The sequence below is a fragment of the Dyadobacter luticola genome, from assembly GCF_005860805.1.
GTDB classification, from domain to species: Bacteria; Bacteroidota; Bacteroidia; order Cytophagales; family Spirosomataceae; genus Dyadobacter; species Dyadobacter luticola.
Window position 1 is genome coordinate 1,466,278 of record NZ_VCEJ01000002.1, and the last position, 19,084, is coordinate 1,485,361.

Below are 19,084 nucleotides of genomic sequence, written 5' to 3' on the forward strand. Positions count from 1 at the left end.
ATGAGAAATGTTGTGGCTGGAAATATTGCAGGAGCATTAAGCCCCAAAAGCCGCTGGTCGTACGCGCTGACCATGCCGGCTTTCCTGACATTTTTTAGCTACCTGATGATCGGCGACGGCTTTTTCAATCACTGGAAAATATTTATCGGCAGTATCCTCCTCAACGGCTGCATTCTCACAATTACATTTATCATCCAGTCGCAGGTCAATGACAACATTGCGCGGCGGTATGCCGGTCTGGATGAGACGGTTAAAAGAATTTTCGTTTCGGCCTGCGCACATGCAATTCTGTCAGCCATTTTTCTCTCTTTGTGTGCGTGGCTTTACATTCATTTCCGGTTTTTCGGGTCAACATTAACCCTGCATCAAATCATTACCATATATGTAGTGAACCTTGGCGCGATTGTCCTCGTGATGGGAATCCAGGAATCTTTTCACGCGATCGGCCGGTGGCGGCAGCATGAAGTAATCAAGGAAAAACTCATGAAAGAGCATGTAAACGGGCAGCTGGAAAGTTTGAAAGCGCAGGTAAGTCCGCATTTTTTGTTCAACACTTTAAATTCACTTTCCACATTGATCGCCGAAGATCCGGGCAAGGCGGAGCAGTTTGTGGATGAAATGGCGCGGGTGTACCGGTATTTATTGCAAACCAATCATTCGACGATCGAGGAAAATGATTTCAGTCAACTGACGACTTTGCAAAAGGAATTGTCGTTCATCGAATCCTACGGACATTTGCTCAAAACGCGCTACGGCGAAGGCATGAAACTCTACATTCACGTTGAGCCGATTTACTTGACAAGAAGAATCCCGCCGCTGACATTGCAGCTTTTGGTAGAAAACGCGGTGAAACACAATGTGATACGAAACAGTCGCCCGCTGACGATTTTTATACTAAGTACCCAGGAAGGCCAGCTCATGGTGCGGAACAATCTGCAAAGAAAAACCACGACTGCCGGGGCTGAAAACCTGGAATCGACCAAAGTCGGCCTCTCGAACATCATTACCAAATACCAGCTGCTCACCGAATACCAGCCGGGGCTTGCGCAGCCGGTTGTTGACAGTGACCACGAATTTTTTACCGTGATACTTCCACTCATTTTTTGAATGCTGACTCTATGAATGCCCTGATAGTTGAAGATGAAGATTTGTCTGTCCGCCGATTAAAAAAGCTGATCAATGAAACTGCGCCTGCGCTGAACATTGTGGGCGTGACCGACAGCATTGAGGAGACAGTAGACTGGCTCGAAAAAAACAAGAAATCCAAAAATGCCGATCCCGATCTGATTTTCCTGGACATTGAATTGTCTGACGGTCAGAGCTTTGAGATATTCAACCGGGTACAGGTGAGCAGCACCATCATTTTTACCACTTCTTATGATGAATATGCGCTCCAAGCTTTCCGGCTCAACAGCATTGATTATTTGCTCAAACCGGTTCACCGTGAGGATTTGCAGCGCAGCTTGCAGAAATACGAAAACATGCGCGCCCAACCCGCGACGGATTCGCTGGAAGGGATCCGGAAATTGCTCGAAGGTTTCAAACAAGCCGCGCCGGTGGAGTATCGGCAGCGCTTTCTGGTGAAACAGGGCCAGAAAATGCTCTCAGTAGAAGTAGGTGAAATCGCGTATTTCTTTACCGACGACCGTTACAGTTTTTTCATGACGGAAACCAATCAAAAACTGCTGGTGGACTACACGCTGGACGAGCTCGCCGAGGTGCTGGATCCTTCGAGGTTCTTTCGGATTAATCGTGGTATGATGGTGACACACAGGGCTGTGGACAAGATTGACCCGTATTTTGGAAACCGTTTATCCCTGACATTGCGGCCGGTACATAATAAGGAAGCACTCGTAAGCCGGGAGAAAGTCGGGGACTTTAAACAGTGGATGGGAAAATAAGACGGTACCAATTTTTTCTTAAAATATGACTAAATTACCAGGGCACTCAATTTACTACCCATGGCAAACCTGTACCCCGCTCAATCCGGCATTTTCCGGTTTTTAAAAATTCCCACGCAAATTGCCAGCTTTCTTTTCCTGGCTGCATTCACCATCCAGGACGATCCTGGAAAACCCGATGAAAGTCGCTTTACCCCTATCGTCGTGTCGGATAACCTCGACGAGCCGATGGTTTTTGAAGTCCTCACCGACGGGTCCGTTTTCATCGCAGAGCGGAAAGGTGCTTTGAAAAAATACAATCCGTCCACCAAAACCACCGACCTGATCGCGACGATCCCGGTCAACACCAAATACACCAGCGCCGAGGGAGTTTCCAGGGAAGCCGAAGAAGGTTTGATGGGCCTGACGATGGACCCGAATTATGCCAAAAATCACTGGATATATTTGTATTACGCCCATCCTACCGAGAAAAAGCACATTCTGGCACGCTGGGAAGTGAAGGATGACCAACTTGTTGAAAGTAGCAAGAAAACAGTTTTGGAAGTGGAAACGCAACGTGAAGTTTGCTGCCACACCGGCGGCGGAATGACTTGGGACAAATCCGGAAACCTTTATCTTACAGTCGGTAACAACACCGGAAACCAGAAAGCCGCTCAAACAGACGAGCGTCCGGGACGTGCCAGCTGGGACGACCAGGGCCACGCCGGAAATACGAATGATCTCCGCGGTAAAATCCTCAAAATCCATCCCGAAGCTGACGGAACATACACCATTCCCGAAGGAAATTTATATCCGAAAGGCACGCCCAAAACGCGTCCGGAAATTTATTCCATGGGCCATAGAAACCCATGGCGGATTTCGGTGGATAGCAAAACCGGTTATTTGTATTGGGGTGAAGTCGGGCCGGATGCGACGGAAGATTCAGAAATCGGGCCGCGTGGTTATGATGAACTGAACCAGGCACGCAAGCCCGGATTTTTCGGTTGGCCGTGGTTTGTGGGTGATAACCAGGCATTTCCGGTATTTGACTATGCGACCAACAAGCCACTGGCGAAGAAAGACCCGAACAAGCCGGTGAATACTTCACCAAACAACACAGGCTTGCAGGAGCTTTTTCCTACTTCGCCGAACTTCATTTATTATCCTTACGGCGTTTCCGAAAAATTCCCGGCGGTAGGCTCCGGCTCCCGCAGTGCTACCGGCGGCCCGGTTTATCATCGATCTGATTTCAAGTCGCCTGCGCGTCCGTGGCCGGCTTATTATGAAAACAAATGGATCGCCGCTGATTTCTCCCGCGGCTGGATTATGGCCATCAGTATGCAGGAAAATGGCGACTATAAATCCATGGAGCGTGTGATGCCAAATTATCACCCGGTACAGCCGATCGACATTAAATTCGGCCCGTCGGGCGACTTATATGTGCTGGAATACGGCAGTAACTGGTTCAGAAAGAGCGAGAACTCTCGATTAGTGCGGATCGAATACAATGGTGGGAACCGCAAGCCGATTGTTCAGGCGAGCATTGATAAAAAAGGCGGAACTGTACCTTTTCAGGCGAAACTCTCGGCCGATGGCACAAAGGATTATGACGGTGACGCATTGAAATACAGCTGGAAAGTGACCAGCGCAGGCGGCGCGCCCAAGACATTCAATGTGGCGAATCCATCCATAACATTTGATAAGCCAGGCATTTACACCGCCAGCCTTACCGTTACCGACGCAAAAGGTGCGTCGAACAGCCAGTCACTGAAAATCATTGCAGGCAACGAGCCGCCGAAAGTGGCCGTGAACATTGATGGTAACCAGAGTTTCTTTTTTACCGGCAAGCCGATCAAATATGCGATCGATGTCACGGATAAGGAAGACGGCAGCCTCGCCGACGGAAAGATCAAACCAGACCAGGTTGCGATCAGCATCGATTATGCTTCCGAAGGTTTCGATTACGCCGAAGTGATTCAAAGTCAGCGCAGTGTGGATGCGTCGACGCAGTTTGCTGTCGCGCAGGTTTTGATCAACAAAAGTGATTGCAAAGTCTGCCACCAGCCAAATGCAAAATCCGTCGGACCATCATTTGCCGACATTTCAAACAAATACAAAGGTCAGAATGCCAATGAAATATTGGTGAAAAAGGTATTGCAGGGCGGCTCCGGCGTGTGGGGAGAAGTAGCGATGCCCGGCCACCCGGCCTTACCCGTGGCCGATGCGGATGTGATCGTAAAATACATACTCGCCAGCACCGAAAAAACATTGAGCACATTGCCGGTAAAAGGCGAATACACGCCAAAAATTCCTGAGAAAGACAACGGAAAAGGCACTGTACTCATTCGCGCTGCATTTACCGATCGCGCCGTGAGTGGTGCCAAGGCAGTGCCATCGCAGACGTCCGAGGAAATGATCGTGTTGCGCAGCCCTGAGCTGAATGCCGCGGAGGCGAATGTTGTAAAAGGCGCCGAAATGAAAGCATTGGGCACGGCCGGTTTGGGTTTTGCCGTGGTGCCTTTCGCCAATAGTTTACTGGCTTTCAACGAAATAGATTTGACCGGCATCAAAAAATTGGAGTTAAATGCGGTATCTCAAAAACGGGAAGGAGCGGCTGGCGGGACCATCGAAGTCCACCTGGATTCTCCGACGGGGACATTATTAGGGCAGCATAAAGTGGAAATGGCGCCGGAAGTGGATATGGCCAAGGTGATGGCTGAACTGGAAAGTCAGAACAAAAATCTGAAACCGGGTGAGGCACCCAAAACATTCAGACGCCCACAGAATCCGCCTGTGGCAATAGAAATCCAGCCGACGAAAGGCAAACATGACCTGTATTTCGTTTTCAAAAATGACTCCGCGACACCGATACAGCCGCTAATGTCATTCTCTAAAATCAAGTTTGTTCAATAGTGCTGCGACCCTGGCTGGCTATCTTACTTCAACCGTAAAATGGTCAGCCAGTTCTGCTTTCATACCCGGCGTAATACGGGTTTCGTGGGGCAAGGTGTAAAATTCGACATGAATGTTGACGCCCCCGCCTATTTTTTCAAGAAATACTTTCAAGAATCCGTGCTTTTTATCACAAAAATTTTCGAGCTGCACGTGATTGAATAAGGCATTATTGGCTGTAAACCGGCTGTCGTACGTGGAAGCTACGGGATGCAGCTCATCATATCCCCCGCCACCTGCTACCACAAAAGGCAGGATTTTGCCACCCGGATAAGTTTTTGAAAAGCGTTGGTAATTGTGGACGTGGCCGCTGAAAACCACATCCGGCCGCACGCCGGTTTGCTCGAAAACCCCTTCCAGAAATTTGATCATCGGAATACTTGACCCGTGGTTGACGTCCGCAGAATACGGTGCATGGTGCATGCAAAGTAAAATCGCCTTGCCCGGGCGCTGGCTGCCCGCATTTCTCAACTCTTCCAAAAACCACTGCCGCTGCTCAGGCGTAATGGTCCCGAATTTGGTCACATTACAATACAAGCCGATGATGTTCGCAACCGGCGTTTCGAGCGTCCAGAACACATTGGGCTGGATCATACTCTTGCGCGCAGCATTGCCGCTGAATGTTACGGTCTGCGGATGCGTATCACAAAAAACCGCTCTAAAGGCATCCAAACTCTGATATCGTACCCGGCTGTCGGGATTGACATCGCTATCGTGGTTGCCGGGGATGGCAAAGATTGGTCCTGGATATTTTTCGTACGGCTCAAAAAACTGCCGCTTGTACTGGCTCGCCTCGCCATAATTGTACACCACATCGCCCAAATGATACATAAACTGCGGCTCCGCGCCGGTACCCTCCGCTTTTTCATATTGCCTGACCATTTCCGAGACCACCAGCTTTTGAAACTCCGGACTCCGGATGCCGCCGGTATCACCCAGCATGTGAAATGCCAGTTTATTCTGATCAGGAACTGACAGAATTTTTTCTAATGCTAAGTGATAAGGATAAGAACCCGTCGCAGGGGGCACTGGCTGGGCCTTGTAACTATCGTCGGGCTGGTTTTTCTTGAAAACAGGAGTGGTGTATTTGGGACCGAAAAAGGACATTGAAGTATGGTGTTATTCTAATCAGGGTGCTGATTAGTCAACCGTGAAAGATACGTATAGGTTTCCAGAAATGTTATTTAAAAACCGACTTCACCGGCTCGCCGACGGGATGGTTAGCAGTAAATTTGAAACCCAGGAGCTGCGCCATCGTCTGCGCAAACTGGTCCTGGTAAAGCTGGCCGGCCGTTTTCATCTCACCACCGGCAGGCGTATCCGGCCCGATCACCGCCAGCCAGGTATCATTGGAATTCGGTGCCGAACTTCCGTGGCTCGTCCACTTATCGCCATCGCCGCGGCCGTGGTCCGGGTAGATCATAAATGTTGTGTTATCCTTATAAAACGGGTCCTGCTGCATCATTTCCCATAATTTGCCAATCATCGCATCCAGATAATGTGCCGCATCGAGGTAAGAATCGTACTGTCCGGCGTGGCCCAACTCGTCGGTATCGCCGAAATCAATGTAAAGTACTTTCGGGTGGTTGGCGGCGACATAAGCTTTCGTCATCGCATAAGTCGTCATGTCAAACCGGATCTCTTTTCCAAAATATTCTGGCAGGTAAAATTGCAGTTCGTTCGCGGTTTTCTGCGCCTCTGTGAGGTTATTCCCTTTTACAATTTCACCGGGAATGTTCACCAGCATGCCATTCCGGTTGCGGTTGACGATCCTTGACACCGCATCCCAGGAGGAAAATGTCACGACTTTTCCTTCGTAGCCTTTTTGTTTATTGATAAACTCTAAAACATTCTCATTCGGATTGTCGGGATACTCGTTGCTGTTGACTTTCGGGTCATAAAAACCGCACAATGTTTCACTGCGGCCAGGATAAGAAAACCAGTATTTATTCCTCACATTCACCAGGTTACCTTTTTTCCGGCTGCCATAAAGCTGTCCTTTGGAAGCAATGGTATTCCAGAAAAACGGCATTAGTTTCGACCGCCGCTCGTCCGCCGTTTTTGCCCAGTATTTTTCAAAAAGTTTAGTAGAATCCTGCTTCCTGAATTTTTTGGGATAAATCAAAAGCGAATCAGCGCCCTGGAAGATTTCCTGCCAGCGATAACCGTCGAGCGAGATCAGCACTAGATTTTTGGTTTTAGTATTTTGGGCGGAGCTGCCGAATGTAACAGCGAGGAGAAGTAGTAGCGTGATTCTGAGTTTCATAGGATCGGCGAGTAATGTTCTGCGACGAAAGTACGGCACCCAAAAGTTAAACCATTTAAGCGAATGTTAACAAATATTTAACCAGCCGTAAAAATCCACTGCACGGCATACCGGTCTTTTAATGTAGCCCACTGACCGCGTGAAGCATTTTTGGAAAGCGGCGCAGTAACCTCCCCTTTTTTAGAAAGTTTGGAAAAAACACTTTTCAACTGGTCATTTTGCGCCATGTTGATCAGCAAAGAGATACTATTCCCTTTGGACAAACCGTCATCACCTGGCATATCGGAGGCAAAAAGCCGGACATGCTCGGAAACCAGGCTGGCGTGTAAAACAAGTTCCTTCATCTCCTGCGGCAGATCGCGCCCGTAAGGAGCCTCACCCAGATACCTGAAATGAAGCTCCCCGCCAAAGCACGACTGGTAAAAACGCATCGCCTCCTTGCAATTTCCGTTGAAAGTCAAAAAAGGATAGATCGACATAATATGTCTGTGTCACACTGAGCGGAGTCGAAGTGTGACAACTTTAATTAACTATTATAAGCAGCTTCCAGCGCCGCCACATCCATCTTTTTCATTTGCATCATCGCCTGGAACATTTTACCGGTACGCTGCGGATTGCCGGCTGCCGATTTTTCGCCGAGAATGGTTGGTACAATCTGCCACGAAAGGCCGAACTTATCTTTCAGCCAGCCGCACATACTTTCCTGCCCGCCGTCGGCTGTGAGTGAATTCCAGTAGTGATCCACTTCCGCCTGGTCTTTGCAGGAAACAAAAAAGGAAGTCGCTTCGGTAAACTTAAACATCGGTCCCGCATCAAACATGTGCATGGTGAGACCATTCAGCGTAACCGAGCCCTGCATCACCTGACCGGCGGGAAAAGGTCCGCCCTCGGCCCACCTGTTAAGCATATTGATCTGAGAATCGGGAAAGACAGATGTATAGAAATTCATCGCTTCCTCGCACCTGCCGTCGAACCACAGAAATGGGATAATACCTTGTTTACTTGAAATGCTCATTTTTCCGGTTGTTAAAGGTTGGAGTTTGTTTTTAGATAAATAATCAGGCGTGTGCCGGTTTCCATATTTGTTGACCATACAAAATTGAGAGATTTCTGTCAAAAGAAGCGGGTGCAAAAACGCCTTTCGCAGGGGGTAAAAATGCCAATCTAAATCTTTTATATTTGAGTTTCCAAATCCTTTCAAACATGAAGCACATTTCTGTTTACGTTCCGCAAAAAGCTTTTATGGAGGCGATTACACCTGCCTATCGCCTGTTTCGGGCGGCCAATGATTTCGCGGCGGCGGCGGGTCAGGGCCCCATGTTCGAAGTGGAGTTTGTGGGGTTGAACAAGCACATTAAAGCGCAGGAAGGCGAGTATACCGTGCACATCGACAAGCTGGTAAGTGAGGTGGAAGATACCGATTTAATCGTGATCCCGGCATTGTGCGGCACCCTGGCCGAATCCGTGGAGCTGAACCGAGCCGCAATACCCTGGATGCACCGGATGCACAACCGGGGTTCAGAAATCGCTTCGCTTTGCCTCGGTGCATTTTTGCTGGGCGCGACTGGCTTGCTGGACGGAAAAAAATGTTCGACCCACTGGGCTTATTACGACGAATTCCGCACGATGTACCCCAACATTGAAGTCGTGGACGGCACCATCATTACCGACGAGGGGAAAATTTATTCCAGCGGCGGCGCCAATTCGATCTGGAACCTGCTCATTTACCTTCTGGAAAAATACACCGACCGCGACATGGCCATCCTCGCCGCCAAGTTTTTCGCGATCGACATTGACCGGGATAACCAGCGCGCATTCACCATTTTCCGGGGACAAAAAGGCCACGCCGACAACGAAATCCGCAGCATTCAAGATTACATTGAAAATAACTACGCTGAAAAACTGAGCATTCTGGACCTGGCCGACATCGCGAATGTAAGCCGCAGAAGTTTTGAAAGACGGTTTAAAACTGCTACCAACAATACTATTAATGAGTATGTCCGCCGGGTGCGGATCGAGGCCGCGAAACGGAGCTTCGAGGCGTCGCGGAAGAATGTAACGGAGGTCATGTTCGATGTCGGCTACACGGATACCAAGGCTTTCCGGGACGTTTTCAAAAAGGTAACCGGCCTCACGCCCATCGAATACCGGAACAAATATGCGAAGGAAGCATAGGCGGATCCCCTGATAGTAATTTTTTCTGCCGCTGGATAATTTGCCGACAACAAATCTGCGTCCTCTGGTCAATTTTGAAAATTCAAGCAAACATATCCCAGCACAAAAAATGTTTAAACTATCATTCATCATCCTCGCTTTCTTAATGTCCGCCTCCGCATTTGCCATTGAAGAAAAAACTTACTCAGAAACCGTAGACTGCGGCAGTGTTTCGCAGCTTGAATTGTTCAGAAGGGTCCGCCTCGCGATCACACAAATCGGTCCCGACAATAAAATTTTGCTGGCAGACAAAGAAACCGGCGATTTTGCAAGCCAGGGGCCAGTAAACATTACACTCCCACGGTCGGAAGGTTCGCCGGGCGGTTATTATCAATTTCTGTATGTGCTTTCGGTGGAATGTGTAAACCGCAAATACCGCGCAACCATCAGCCACGTCGAGTATTTGGATCACGGAAAGTTTGTTCCTGCTGAAAGACTCGAACTTTCGTCTCAAAGTGATGTACAAAAAGTAAAAGCCGATCTGGACACAAAAATGCAAAAGGTCCTGGCTGATTTACAGCAGAATGTGAAGGATTACAAGCCTTTTTAAAATTCGGTCAAACATTAAAAAGCCTGCAAGATGAAGTTCAGATTCATTTTGCAGGCTTCTTATTTTATAACAAATCAAGCCAAAATTGGCTTCACTACTTTGCCGTGCACGTCGGTCAGCCGGTACCTTCTTCCCTGGTGTTTGAAGATCAGCTGCTCGTGATCGATGCCCATCAAATGCATGACAGTCGCCTGAAAATCATGCACATGCACCGGATCTTTGATTACATTATAGCCAAATTCATCGGTTTGCCCGTACACAAAACCTTTCTTAACACCGGCGCCTGCCATCCAAATCGTGAAGCTTCTCGGGTGGTGATCGCGGCCGTAATTATCGCGCGTCAGTTTTCCCTGCGAGTAAGCGCCGCGGCCAAATTCTCCACCCCACACTACCAATGTTTCATCAAGTAATCCTCTCTGCTTCAAATCGGTAATCAATGCCGCCGAAGCCTGGTCTACGCTTTTCGCCATCGTTTTAATGTCATTTGGCAAGTTACCGTGCTGGTCCCAGCCCTGGTGGTAAAGCTGCACAAACTTCACATCTTTTTCGATCAGCTTCCTGGCAAGCAGACAGTTAGCGGCAAAACTGCCCGGCTTACGGGATTCTTCCCCGTACAGATCGAAAATGTAATCCGGCTCTTTCGAAATATCCATCGTCTCCGGCACGGCGGTTTGCATGCGGTAGGCCATTTCGTATTGCGCCATCCGGTAGTTAATTTCCGGATCGAGGATTTTTTCAAATTGTCCCTGCTGTAATTTCGCGAGGGAATTTAACATTCGTCTCCGGCTGGTGCGGTCGATGCCCTCTGGATTATTTAAGTAAAAAACCGGGTCGGGCCCCGAGCGAAAAACTACGCCCTGGTGGATGGAAGGCAAAAAACCGTTGCTCCACAACTTGGCGTAAAGCGGCTGATCACCTCCCCGGCCTTTGGATAGCAAAACCACAAAAGAGGGCATATTCTGGTTGTCCGAACCGAGTCCATAACTGATCCACGAACCCCACGAAGGCCGCCCGCCTTGCTGGCTGCCGGTCTGGAAAAATGTCACGGCCGGATCGTGGTTGATCGCCTCGGTATACATCGACCGGATGAACGTCACATCATTGACAATGCTCGAAGTGTAGGGCAGCAACTCGCTGATCATCATATCATTATCACCATGATGCGCGAATTTGTATTTTGAAGCCGCCAGGGGGAAACTGCTTTGTCCCGCCGTCATTCCCGTCAGCCGCTGACCTTTCCGGACAGATTCCGGCAGGTCTTTGCCCCACATTTCTTCCAGTTTTGGCTTGTAATCAAAGAGTTCAAGCTGCGACGGTGCGCCGCTTTGAAATAGATAGATGATACGCTTGGCTTTGGGCGCAAAATGCGGGTGACCGAGCGGTAACCCGGCCGCTTCCGTGCCTGGCTGGATGACTTTTTTCGCCATCGAACTGTCGGTGTTCAGCAGCGAAGCCATCGCCGCGGCCCCCAATCCAAGACTGGTTTTGGAAAGAAAATTCCGCCGGCTTAACTGCTCGTGGACGTGATTTTCAAGTTCTTTATAAAAGCTCATGGTTATCGCTTGATCAAAAATTCATCAAAATTCATCACCGTACTCGCCACAATCGTCCCCGCTGCCAGCTGCACCGGGTTCAGCGACTTATCGACCGGATATTCGCCAGCCGCCAAAATCGATTTCACCCGTTTTGGGTTACGACTGAAATCCGCATATTCTTCGTCATACAATTCCTTCAAAACCGCCCGCTCCTTCGCGTCTGGCTGGCGGCTAGTCAAGGCGGTAAAGGCGTAAGTGATCTGATCGTCAAGGGTTTTGCCATGCTGCAACATGCGCTGCGCCAGCACCCGCGATGCTTCCACAAACTGCGGGTCATTCATCACCACCAAAGCCTGCAAAGGCGTGCTGGTCTTCTGTCTTTTCGTCACGCAAAAATGTCTTTCCGCAGCATCAAAATTGAGCATCATCGGCGGCGGCGAGCTTCTTTTCCAGATGGTGTAAAGGCTGCGGCGGTACAAAGTATCCCCGTGCTGCTGCTTGTAAGTCACTTCGTTACGCGTCGCCAGCGCTTCCCAAAGTCCGGCTGGCTGGTAGGGACGCGTGCTTTGTCCGCCGATGGTTTGTGTTAACAAACCACTCGAAGCCAGCGCATTATCACGGATTTGCTCCGCGCTCATCCGGTAACTCGGGCCGCGGGCATAAAGCCGGTTGTCCGGATCCACATCTTTCAATTTAGGATCAAGGTTGGACGACTGCCGGTACGTCGCCGAAGTGACGATCAGTTTCTGCATCTTTTTCACATTCCAGCCTGATTCCCTGAATGTTGCGGCCAGATAATCCATCAGGGCAGGATGCGTCGGCAGCTCGCCCTGGTTACCAAAATCATCACTGGAAACAACCAGCCCTTTTCCAAAATACATCATCCAGAAACGGTTGACTGTGACGCGGGTAAAAAGCGGGTGGTCTTCGTGTGTCAGCCATTTGGCCAGTCCAAGCCGGTTTTTCGGGAAATCTTTTGGTATTTTGAAAAAACTATCCGGCGTATCCGTGGTCACCGGCTTGCCCGGCGCATCGTAAGCGCCGCGATTGAGGATGAATGTTTTGCGCGGATATTTTCTTTCCCGCATTACCATTACGTCAATTTGTTTGTCTAATATCTCCGTCTCCTCCCCGATCAGCTTGCGGCTTTCGGCAATGGTTTTGGTAAAATCGGCGTCAAAATTGGTAAGATAATATTCCTTTAAAGCCAGCATTTGCTCGGGCTTGACTTGTGCCGCTGGTGTTTTCAAAACATTCAAAAGCTCATTTTTGAAACTATATAAACCCTGCATTTCCAGCGGGGTCAAGGCTTTTTCGTAGATCCTGAATTCGTCTACTTCGAAATTTTTGGTCCGCTGATCGGATAACCGCCCAATGTTGAGTCGATCGACATACCAGTTAGATTTATTTTTACCGTGCAGAATGCTTTCCGTCAGCTGATCATTGTAAACCTGCACTTTGGCCGGTTTACCATTGATATACAACCTCAACCCGGCGGCTTTGCTCAGCCCGTCATAAGAAAACCCGATCTGCGTCCACTTATCCATCGGAAACCGCTCCACCGTCCGCAGCTCGATCGCATTTTCCGGCCATACGTGACTCATGATCAGCTTAATACGCCCGTCTTTTTCACGGAACACATTCCAGCCGCGGTACCCATTAAACACACCATTGGATTTATGAAAAAGCGAGCCGCTTACTTTCGGATCGTGCAAATTGAGCCAGATACTCACGCTGAATGCCTGGTTGCGCTCAAAAAACGCAAAGGTATCCGGGAAGGCTACCGAGTTCTCACCATAAATAAACCGCGCTTTTCCCAACCGGCCGCGACGTGAGGCCACATTGGACAGACTGTCGTCGCCCTCCGCTTTTGCATTGTATTTGGAATCTGCCAGGTTTTTAAAATCTTTCCCGGAAGGCTCGTCAAAATTAAAGTAGCCGACCATTTCCTGTTTGGTGGGTGCCAGCGCTTTCTCCGGATTGGAGCGCGCATCCGCCAGCCACGTCTGGAAATTTTGCTCGGCAACCTTCGCCCTCGCGCTCATTTCGGCCTTTTCCTTATCCAGATTCTGGTGAATAAATTTCAGTTTGGCGTCCGCCTCGGGCGTCGGCAAGGTGATTGACGGGCTGGCCTCACCATTGTAAGGTATCTGCCCGTTTTCATTGTTATTATTAAAAAACGCGTAGAGCGAGTAATAATCCTTGTGGCTGATCGGGTCGTATTTGTGGTCGTGGCAGCGGGCACATTCCACGGTAATACCCAGGAATGTTTTGCCAAACGTGTCCACCCGGTCGGAAACATAAGCCGTGCGATACTCTTCGGGAATGATACCACCTTCCTGACTTTGCTGGTGCATGCGATTGAAACCCGTCGCAACAAGCTGGTCGCGGGTAGGATTCGGGAGTAAATCACCTGCAAGCTGCCAGGTCACAAACTGATCGTAAGGCTGGTTTTGGTTAAAAGATTTGATCACCCAATCGCGGAAAGGCCAGGCCGTGCGCAGGCCGTCGTCCTGATAACCATGGGTATCCGCATACCTCGAAGCATCCAGCCAGGGCACCGCCATGTGCTCGCCGTAATGCGGGGACGCCAGCAATTTGTCCACCACTTTTTCATACGCATTGGGCGAAGCATCGGAGAGATAGCTCTGTACTTCCTCCGGCGTAGGCGGCAAACCGGTCAAGTCCAGGTAAACGCGGCGAAGCAATGTGGTTTTGTCTGCTTCTTTGGACGGCTTGATGCCTTTATCTTCCAGTTTTTGCAGGATAAATTTATCAATGTCATTCTTTACCCACTTCTCATTTTTGACTTTGGGAAGTTCCGGCTTGGACACCTTATTAAATGCCCAATGTGGCTTGTACTCCGCTCCTTCCTCGATCCAGCGGATCAGGATTGCCTTTTCGCGGGCGGTTAATGATAAATGCGATTCGGGCGTCGGCATCACAATCTCCGGATCTTCCGCCAAAATCCGGTACACCAGCTCACTGTTGCCGGGACTTCCGGGTTTGATGGCTTTCAAGCCACTTTCGGCTTCTTTTTTGTAAGCTACTTTTTGTACATCCAGCCGCAGATTGGCCTTCTGATGATTGGCATCCGGACCGTGGCATGCAAAGCAGCGGTCGGACAGGATCGGTTTGACGTCGTACGTGTAATCGACGGGCGCTACCAATGTTGACATTTCTCTCTCCACGTCTTCGGGCAGGTCAACTTTTTTCTCGCAGGAAGCTAAAATAAAAGGGGCGAGCGGCAGCCAGAGGCAGTATTTCAACCAGGGTTTCAGCATTAACGGGTCTAGGAATTTACTATTAAAAATAGCGGATTATAACCAGTCTGCAAAGGATTATTCCTTTACAAGAATCTGCAATCAACTGATAACCGGCATTTTACCGGGATCGTTCCCGGGCTACTTTTTGAGGAACTGCCCCACATTCTCTTTCGTGATGCGGATCAGCCCTGTATTGACTGTGGTGGGCAAACTGGTGATGCCAGCCTCGGCATCATTGGAGGATAATTTATTGGTTTTGTGAACCATATCATGTAAAAACTGTGCGCCGTACCAGGTGAATAATTCACGCTTCTGACCTGCCAGCAACTGGATCACGCCTTCGTTAACCAGGTTTAAATGTTCCGGCTCCCAATCGACCGTCGTGATTTTGATTTTGCCTGCCTTCCCGGCTTCCTTTACCGACAGTGCCATTCCCGGCCCGGAATTCGAGTCAAAACCACAAAGTCCGGCTAAGTCAGGATGTGCGGAAATGAGGTCCGCCGTAATTTTCGCGGCTTCTTCCACATTCGCTTTGTCGTCGAATTTTCCTACCACTTCAATGTTCGGGTACTTTTTCACAACGTCCAGCAAGCCTCGAAAACCATCTTCCATGTTAGCCAGGCCCAAAATACCCATATAGGCAATTTTACCTTTTCCATTGATCAGCTTCACCATTTCCTTGCCCTGCATCTGCCCGATCTCATACCAGTCTGTACCCAAAAAGGCATGACGTTTTGAGCCGGGAATGTCTGAATCATAGACGACCGTGGGGATGCCAGCATCGACTGCTTTATTAATCGCTTTCGCAATCGCAGGATCGGTACCATTGATCAGCAAACCCGTCGGCCGGGTACCGATCACTTCTTCAATGGTATTGATCTGCGCCGGCACATCCCAATCTGCCGGGCCGAGAATTGACACTTTCACCTTATTTTCTTTCCCCCACCGGATAAATGCCGCCTGGTCGTGATTCACATACATCGGCATGGAAACCGCCGTCGTCACCATCACATATTCTTCATTTTCAATGTTTTTGTTTAAGTCAAAAGCAATTTCTTTGGCAGTAGCACGCTCGTTTCTAGGCGGCAACTCACAACCAATGACAACAAATGACCCAATGACCACAAACGACCAAAAGAACATTTTCCCAAACATCCCTCCTTTAAAACTGCCCCGCTGCAAAAGCCTGTCAATCCAGACCGCGAGAATCAAAATGATCCCTAAAATAATTTCCTGCCAATAGCCCGACACCCGCACGATGACCATAATGTTGGCGATCAGGCCCATCAGCAATGCGCCCAGCAACGCGCCCTGGATTTTCCCGGTACCGCCCTGCAAGCTCGCGCCGCCTAAAATTACCGCCGTGATCACCCGAAGCTCCAAGCCGCGACCGGAAGTTGGCAATGCTGCTCCGAGCCTGGATGCCAGCAAGATACCTGCAAACCCAGCCAGCAGCGACACCAGCATGAAGGAAAATAACTTCATTTTTTTCACATCAATACCCGACAATTCCGCCGCCTTTTCATTGCCGCCGATGAAGTAGTATCTTTTCAAAAAAGTGGTGTTGGTCATCAAAAAAGCCACGATCGCGACGATCAGCAGCATATACCAGATTGGCATCTGAATACCCAGCAGCTTGGATTGTGAAATGGCATTGAACCAGTAGGGCAAGCCCTGAATCCCTGCTCCGCTCACCAGCAACGCCAGCCCACGCACAATCCCCATCATCGCCAAGCTCTGGATCATCGGATTAATACCCTGGTAAGCAATCAGATAACCATTTACCGAACCCACAGCGAGCGACGCCGCCAGACTGATCAGCAGCGCGACCGGCACCGGCACTTGCATAAAAAACATAAGGTATGCCGCCAGACAGCCCGAAAAAGCGACGACCGACCCGACCGACAAATCGAACGCGCCGGAAATGAGCAGCAGCATCATGCCGACGGCCACGATGGTATCGATGGATAAATTGAGGAAGATCTGGCTGAAATTCTGGAATGTGGGAAATTGGCCGGGGAAGGTAATTCCGGCGACGATGGCAATGACGATGATGGTCAATCCGAGGGTGTAGATCCGGTCGGCAAAAAGTTTTTTCATAATGTTTTGATCACATAGCCCACTGCAAAATTTCCCCTTCGCTGGTCTCTCCGGTTTTTAATTCTTGGACGATCGCGCCATTTTTCACTACCAAAATACGATCTGAAATCGCCAGCACTTCCTGTAATTCGCTGGATATTAATAAAATAGCTTTACCCTTTTGCGCCAGATTTTGCAGCAGCTCATAAATTTCAAATTTCGCCCCGATGTCAATGCCGTGCGTCGGCTCGTCGATCATCAGCAAATCGGGGTCCGTGGAAAGCCACTTTGCCAGCACCACTTTTTGCTGGTTACCACCGCTCAGATCGGCTACGGGTTGTGTCGCGGAATGACTGACAATCCGCAGTCGCTGACGAAAATCCTCCGCCCGTCCCAAGGCCATTTTTGAGTCCGACCAAAATGCATTGTCCGATGTATAGTTGATAGAATCAATGTTCTCGCTAAGCGACATCGCGGCAAAAAGTCCCAGCGACTTGCGTTCCTCCGGCACATAGGCGATCTTAAAATGTACCGCATCAGCCGGGCTTTGAATGTTTATTTTTTGACCATTTAAATATATTTCCCCTGCATCAAGCGGCATCGCGCCAAAAATACTTTTGGCAATTTCGGTACGCCCGGCACCAATCAACCCAGCCAGCGCGACGATTTCACCTTTACAAATTTTAAAAGAAACTTCATGCAATTTTTTATTAGACAAACCTTTCACTTCCAGCACAGTGTCGCCGGATAATGTCTGCCGTCTTTCCAATTTCTGAATGTCGCGACCGACCATTTTGTTGATCAAAATCTCACGCGTCAATGTACTTGTCTGCGCGACGCCCACCATTTGTCCATCCTTCAAAACCGTCACGCGATCGGAAATTTCAAAAATTTCCTCCATGCGGTGAGAAATGTAAATGATCGAGGTACCCTTATTTTTCAGGTCGCGGATAATGTTAAAAAGCGTCTGCGTGTCGCTGCCGGAAATGGAGGCCGTCGGTTCGTCGAGAATAAGTACCGACGGATTTTTAGCCAAAGCTTTGGCGATTTCCACCATTTGTTTTTGTCCTGCGGAAAGTTCGGAAACCTGTGTATCAGGACTTAAAATGGGGTCGATGCAGAGCTGCTGCAAAAGTTGGGCAGTCCCGGAATACGCCGCTTTGTAGTCGATCAGTCCTGATTTTGTTTTGGGAAACCGGTTTACAAAAATGTTCTCTGCCACATTCTGGTTATCGAACAAACTCAAATGTTGGTACACAATTGCGATGCCTAAGTCATTGGCATGCAGCTGATTTTTAGGTTTAATCACATTCCCGTCGAGCAAAATCTCCCCCGCATCCGGCGCCAGGTTACCCGACAAAATGTTCATCAAAGTACTCTTCCCGGCGCCATTTTCGCCGCAAATCGCATGCACCTCCCCCACTGCCAGGTCAAAGCTGATGTTTTGAACCGCTTTCACTGGGCCGAAAGATTTGGAGATGCCTTTTACTTCGAGACGCATTTAATGATTCGTTATCGCCTTCACCTGTTCTTTAATGTCTTCCAACTCAAAAATTTGCTCCCAACCTTCCTTGAAAATCAGCGGCTTGGCGCGTTTTGAAATTTTATAAGCCGCGTCCGAGAAAGTACCGTTTACTTCTTTAAACAAAACCGCGATCTGGATGCGCAAATGTCCCAGCACAAAATCCCGCGCAGCATCCGCCGGGACGCCTTTTTCGACAATCCGATCATAACCTTCTTTCACGACTTCCATGCAGGTTTGCGCCAATGTTTCCACCATTGCGGGTTCGAGCGTCGCCATTTGTTCGAGGGTGATTCGATACACCTTATCGATGGGCTGGTACATATCGGTTGCTACCTTTTGCCCCAGTTCAAAATGCGCCTCTTCGCCGTGCATTAATGCGACCACGATGGATTGCTTGGCCGAGATACCGCCGTAAAAATCGCGGAAAGCCTCTTCGGTCGGCTCCCAGTTGAATACCGACGGGTGGCACGGATGGGCGATCACATAACCCAGGTCGTCACGGTGAAAAACGACACCATCGAGTGGGGCGGCGGGGTCCAAAGTAAGTACCGTGGCGCCGGATTTCATTAAAGGTATGATGTCGGCAGATAGTTTTCCCAGGATAATGTCGGGTAATGCCAGGATCACAACATCCGCATCGGCCACGCCCTCGCCTGGCGCACTGACTGTCACACCTCTTTTGGCCAGATTTGCCAAACCCAATTCACTTACTTCCAGGTATGAAACCTGGTATTCAGGCAGTTTCAGAAAATTATCGGTCAACCGGCAGCCCATTTTACCCCCTGCACCCACTAATGCGATCTTTGTCATGCTATAT

General features: G+C 49.3%; 14 protein-coding genes. 5 read left to right on the forward strand and 9 right to left on the reverse strand.

The annotated features are described in order from the left end of the window. From FEN17_RS06215 to FEN17_RS06225, 3 genes are read left to right on the forward strand one after another with little or no spacing between them, the layout of a single operon-like run. Entirely contained in the window at positions 1 to 1,107 is a 1,107-nt protein-coding gene (locus FEN17_RS06215; protein ID WP_138364410.1) for a sensor histidine kinase, read from the forward strand. An 11-nt stretch (positions 1,108 to 1,118) separates the two neighbouring features. Beyond that, positions 1,119 to 1,901 (forward strand): LytR/AlgR family response regulator transcription factor, encoded by a 783-nt coding sequence (locus FEN17_RS06220; protein ID WP_138364411.1) that lies wholly within the window; start codon positions 1,119 to 1,121, stop codon positions 1,899 to 1,901. Positions 1,902 to 1,961: 60 nt separating this feature from the next. Beyond that, positions 1,962 to 4,793: a PQQ-dependent sugar dehydrogenase gene (locus FEN17_RS06225; protein ID WP_138364412.1), complete on the forward strand. Its 2,832-nt coding sequence runs from the start codon at positions 1,962 to 1,964 to the stop codon at positions 4,791 to 4,793. An 18-nt stretch (positions 4,794 to 4,811) separates the two neighbouring features. Here the strand turns inward: FEN17_RS06225 and FEN17_RS06230 are convergent, their stop codons facing one another. The 4 genes from FEN17_RS06230 to FEN17_RS06245 form a co-directional block, all read right to left on the reverse strand. After that, positions 4,812 to 5,939 carry a metallophosphoesterase family protein gene (locus FEN17_RS06230; RefSeq protein ID WP_138364413.1) on the reverse strand — a complete coding sequence of 376 codons (1,128 nt, stop codon included), beginning with the start codon at positions 5,937 to 5,939 and terminating at the stop codon, positions 4,812 to 4,814. Between the two features lie 73 nt (positions 5,940 to 6,012). Next, positions 6,013 to 7,098: an alkaline phosphatase family protein gene (locus tag FEN17_RS06235; RefSeq protein WP_138364414.1), complete on the reverse strand. Its 1,086-nt coding sequence runs from the start codon at positions 7,096 to 7,098 to the stop codon at positions 6,013 to 6,015. Positions 7,099 to 7,175: 77 nt separating this feature from the next. After that, positions 7,176 to 7,577 carry a VOC family protein gene (locus FEN17_RS06240; protein WP_138364415.1) on the reverse strand — a complete coding sequence of 134 codons (402 nt, stop codon included), beginning with the start codon at positions 7,575 to 7,577 and terminating at the stop codon, positions 7,176 to 7,178. 47 nt (positions 7,578 to 7,624) lie between these two features. Continuing rightward, positions 7,625 to 8,113, reverse strand: coding sequence for a VOC family protein (locus tag FEN17_RS06245; RefSeq protein ID WP_138364416.1), 489 nt, complete (start codon positions 8,111 to 8,113; stop codon positions 7,625 to 7,627). 188 nt (positions 8,114 to 8,301) lie between these two features. Between FEN17_RS06245 and FEN17_RS06250 the strand changes: the two genes are divergently transcribed. After that, entirely contained in the window at positions 8,302 to 9,273 is a 972-nt protein-coding gene (locus FEN17_RS06250) for a GlxA family transcriptional regulator (protein ID WP_138364417.1), read from the forward strand. Positions 9,274 to 9,382: 109 nt separating this feature from the next. After that, on the forward strand, positions 9,383 to 9,862 hold the full coding sequence (locus FEN17_RS06255; RefSeq protein WP_138364418.1) for a DUF4468 domain-containing protein: 480 nt from the start codon (positions 9,383 to 9,385) through the stop codon (positions 9,860 to 9,862). Positions 9,863 to 9,936: 74 nt separating this feature from the next. Here FEN17_RS06255 and FEN17_RS06260 read toward each other — a convergent pair whose 3' ends face one another. The 5 genes from FEN17_RS06260 to FEN17_RS06285 all read right to left on the reverse strand — a co-directional run bounded on the left by FEN17_RS06260 (position 9,937) and on the right by FEN17_RS06285 (position 19,077). Further along, positions 9,937 to 11,415, reverse strand: a complete 1,479-nt coding sequence (locus FEN17_RS06260) for a DUF1501 domain-containing protein (protein WP_138364419.1) — start codon at positions 11,413 to 11,415, stop codon at positions 9,937 to 9,939. Positions 11,416 to 11,417: 2 nt separating this feature from the next. Beyond that, entirely contained in the window at positions 11,418 to 14,681 is a 3,264-nt protein-coding gene (locus FEN17_RS06265) for a DUF1553 domain-containing protein (RefSeq protein WP_138364420.1), read from the reverse strand. Between the two features lie 120 nt (positions 14,682 to 14,801). Further along, positions 14,802 to 16,763, reverse strand: coding sequence for a substrate-binding domain-containing protein (locus FEN17_RS27635; protein ID WP_229208707.1), 1,962 nt, complete (start codon positions 16,761 to 16,763; stop codon positions 14,802 to 14,804). Positions 16,764 to 16,773: 10 nt separating this feature from the next. Beyond that, a complete protein-coding gene (locus FEN17_RS06280) occupies positions 16,774 to 18,243 on the reverse strand; it encodes a sugar ABC transporter ATP-binding protein (RefSeq protein ID WP_138364421.1) in 1,470 nt (489 codons plus the stop codon). Then, positions 18,244 to 19,077: a phosphogluconate dehydrogenase C-terminal domain-containing protein gene (locus FEN17_RS06285; RefSeq protein WP_138364422.1), complete on the reverse strand. Its 834-nt coding sequence runs from the start codon at positions 19,075 to 19,077 to the stop codon at positions 18,244 to 18,246. Positions 19,078 to 19,084 lie beyond the last annotated feature (7 nt).

Coding starts and splice junctions, on each gene's coding strand:
- FEN17_RS06215 (WP_138364410.1), top strand. CDS start 1: ATGAGAAATGTTGTGGCTGGAAATATTGCAGGAGCATTAAGCCCCAAA.
- FEN17_RS06220 (WP_138364411.1), top strand. CDS start 1,119: ATGAATGCCCTGATAGTTGAAGATGAAGATTTGTCTGTCCGCCGATTA.
- FEN17_RS06225 (WP_138364412.1), top strand. CDS start 1,962: ATGGCAAACCTGTACCCCGCTCAATCCGGCATTTTCCGGTTTTTAAAA.
- FEN17_RS06230 (WP_138364413.1), bottom strand. CDS start 5,939: ATGTCCTTTTTCGGTCCCAAATACACCACTCCTGTTTTCAAGAAAAAC.
- FEN17_RS06235 (WP_138364414.1), bottom strand. CDS start 7,098: ATGAAACTCAGAATCACGCTACTACTTCTCCTCGCTGTTACATTCGGC.
- FEN17_RS06240 (WP_138364415.1), bottom strand. CDS start 7,577: ATGTCGATCTATCCTTTTTTGACTTTCAACGGAAATTGCAAGGAGGCG.
- FEN17_RS06245 (WP_138364416.1), bottom strand. CDS start 8,113: ATGAGCATTTCAAGTAAACAAGGTATTATCCCATTTCTGTGGTTCGAC.
- FEN17_RS06250 (WP_138364417.1), top strand. CDS start 8,302: ATGAAGCACATTTCTGTTTACGTTCCGCAAAAAGCTTTTATGGAGGCG.
- FEN17_RS06255 (WP_138364418.1), top strand. CDS start 9,383: ATGTTTAAACTATCATTCATCATCCTCGCTTTCTTAATGTCCGCCTCC.
- FEN17_RS06260 (WP_138364419.1), bottom strand. CDS start 11,415: ATGAGCTTTTATAAAGAACTTGAAAATCACGTCCACGAGCAGTTAAGC.
- FEN17_RS06265 (WP_138364420.1), bottom strand. CDS start 14,681: ATGCTGAAACCCTGGTTGAAATACTGCCTCTGGCTGCCGCTCGCCCCT.
- FEN17_RS27635 (WP_229208707.1), bottom strand. CDS start 16,763: ATGAAAAAACTTTTTGCCGACCGGATCTACACCCTCGGATTGACCATC.
- FEN17_RS06280 (WP_138364421.1), bottom strand. CDS start 18,243: ATGCGTCTCGAAGTAAAAGGCATCTCCAAATCTTTCGGCCCAGTGAAA.
- FEN17_RS06285 (WP_138364422.1), bottom strand. CDS start 19,077: ATGACAAAGATCGCATTAGTGGGTGCAGGGGGTAAAATGGGCTGCCGG.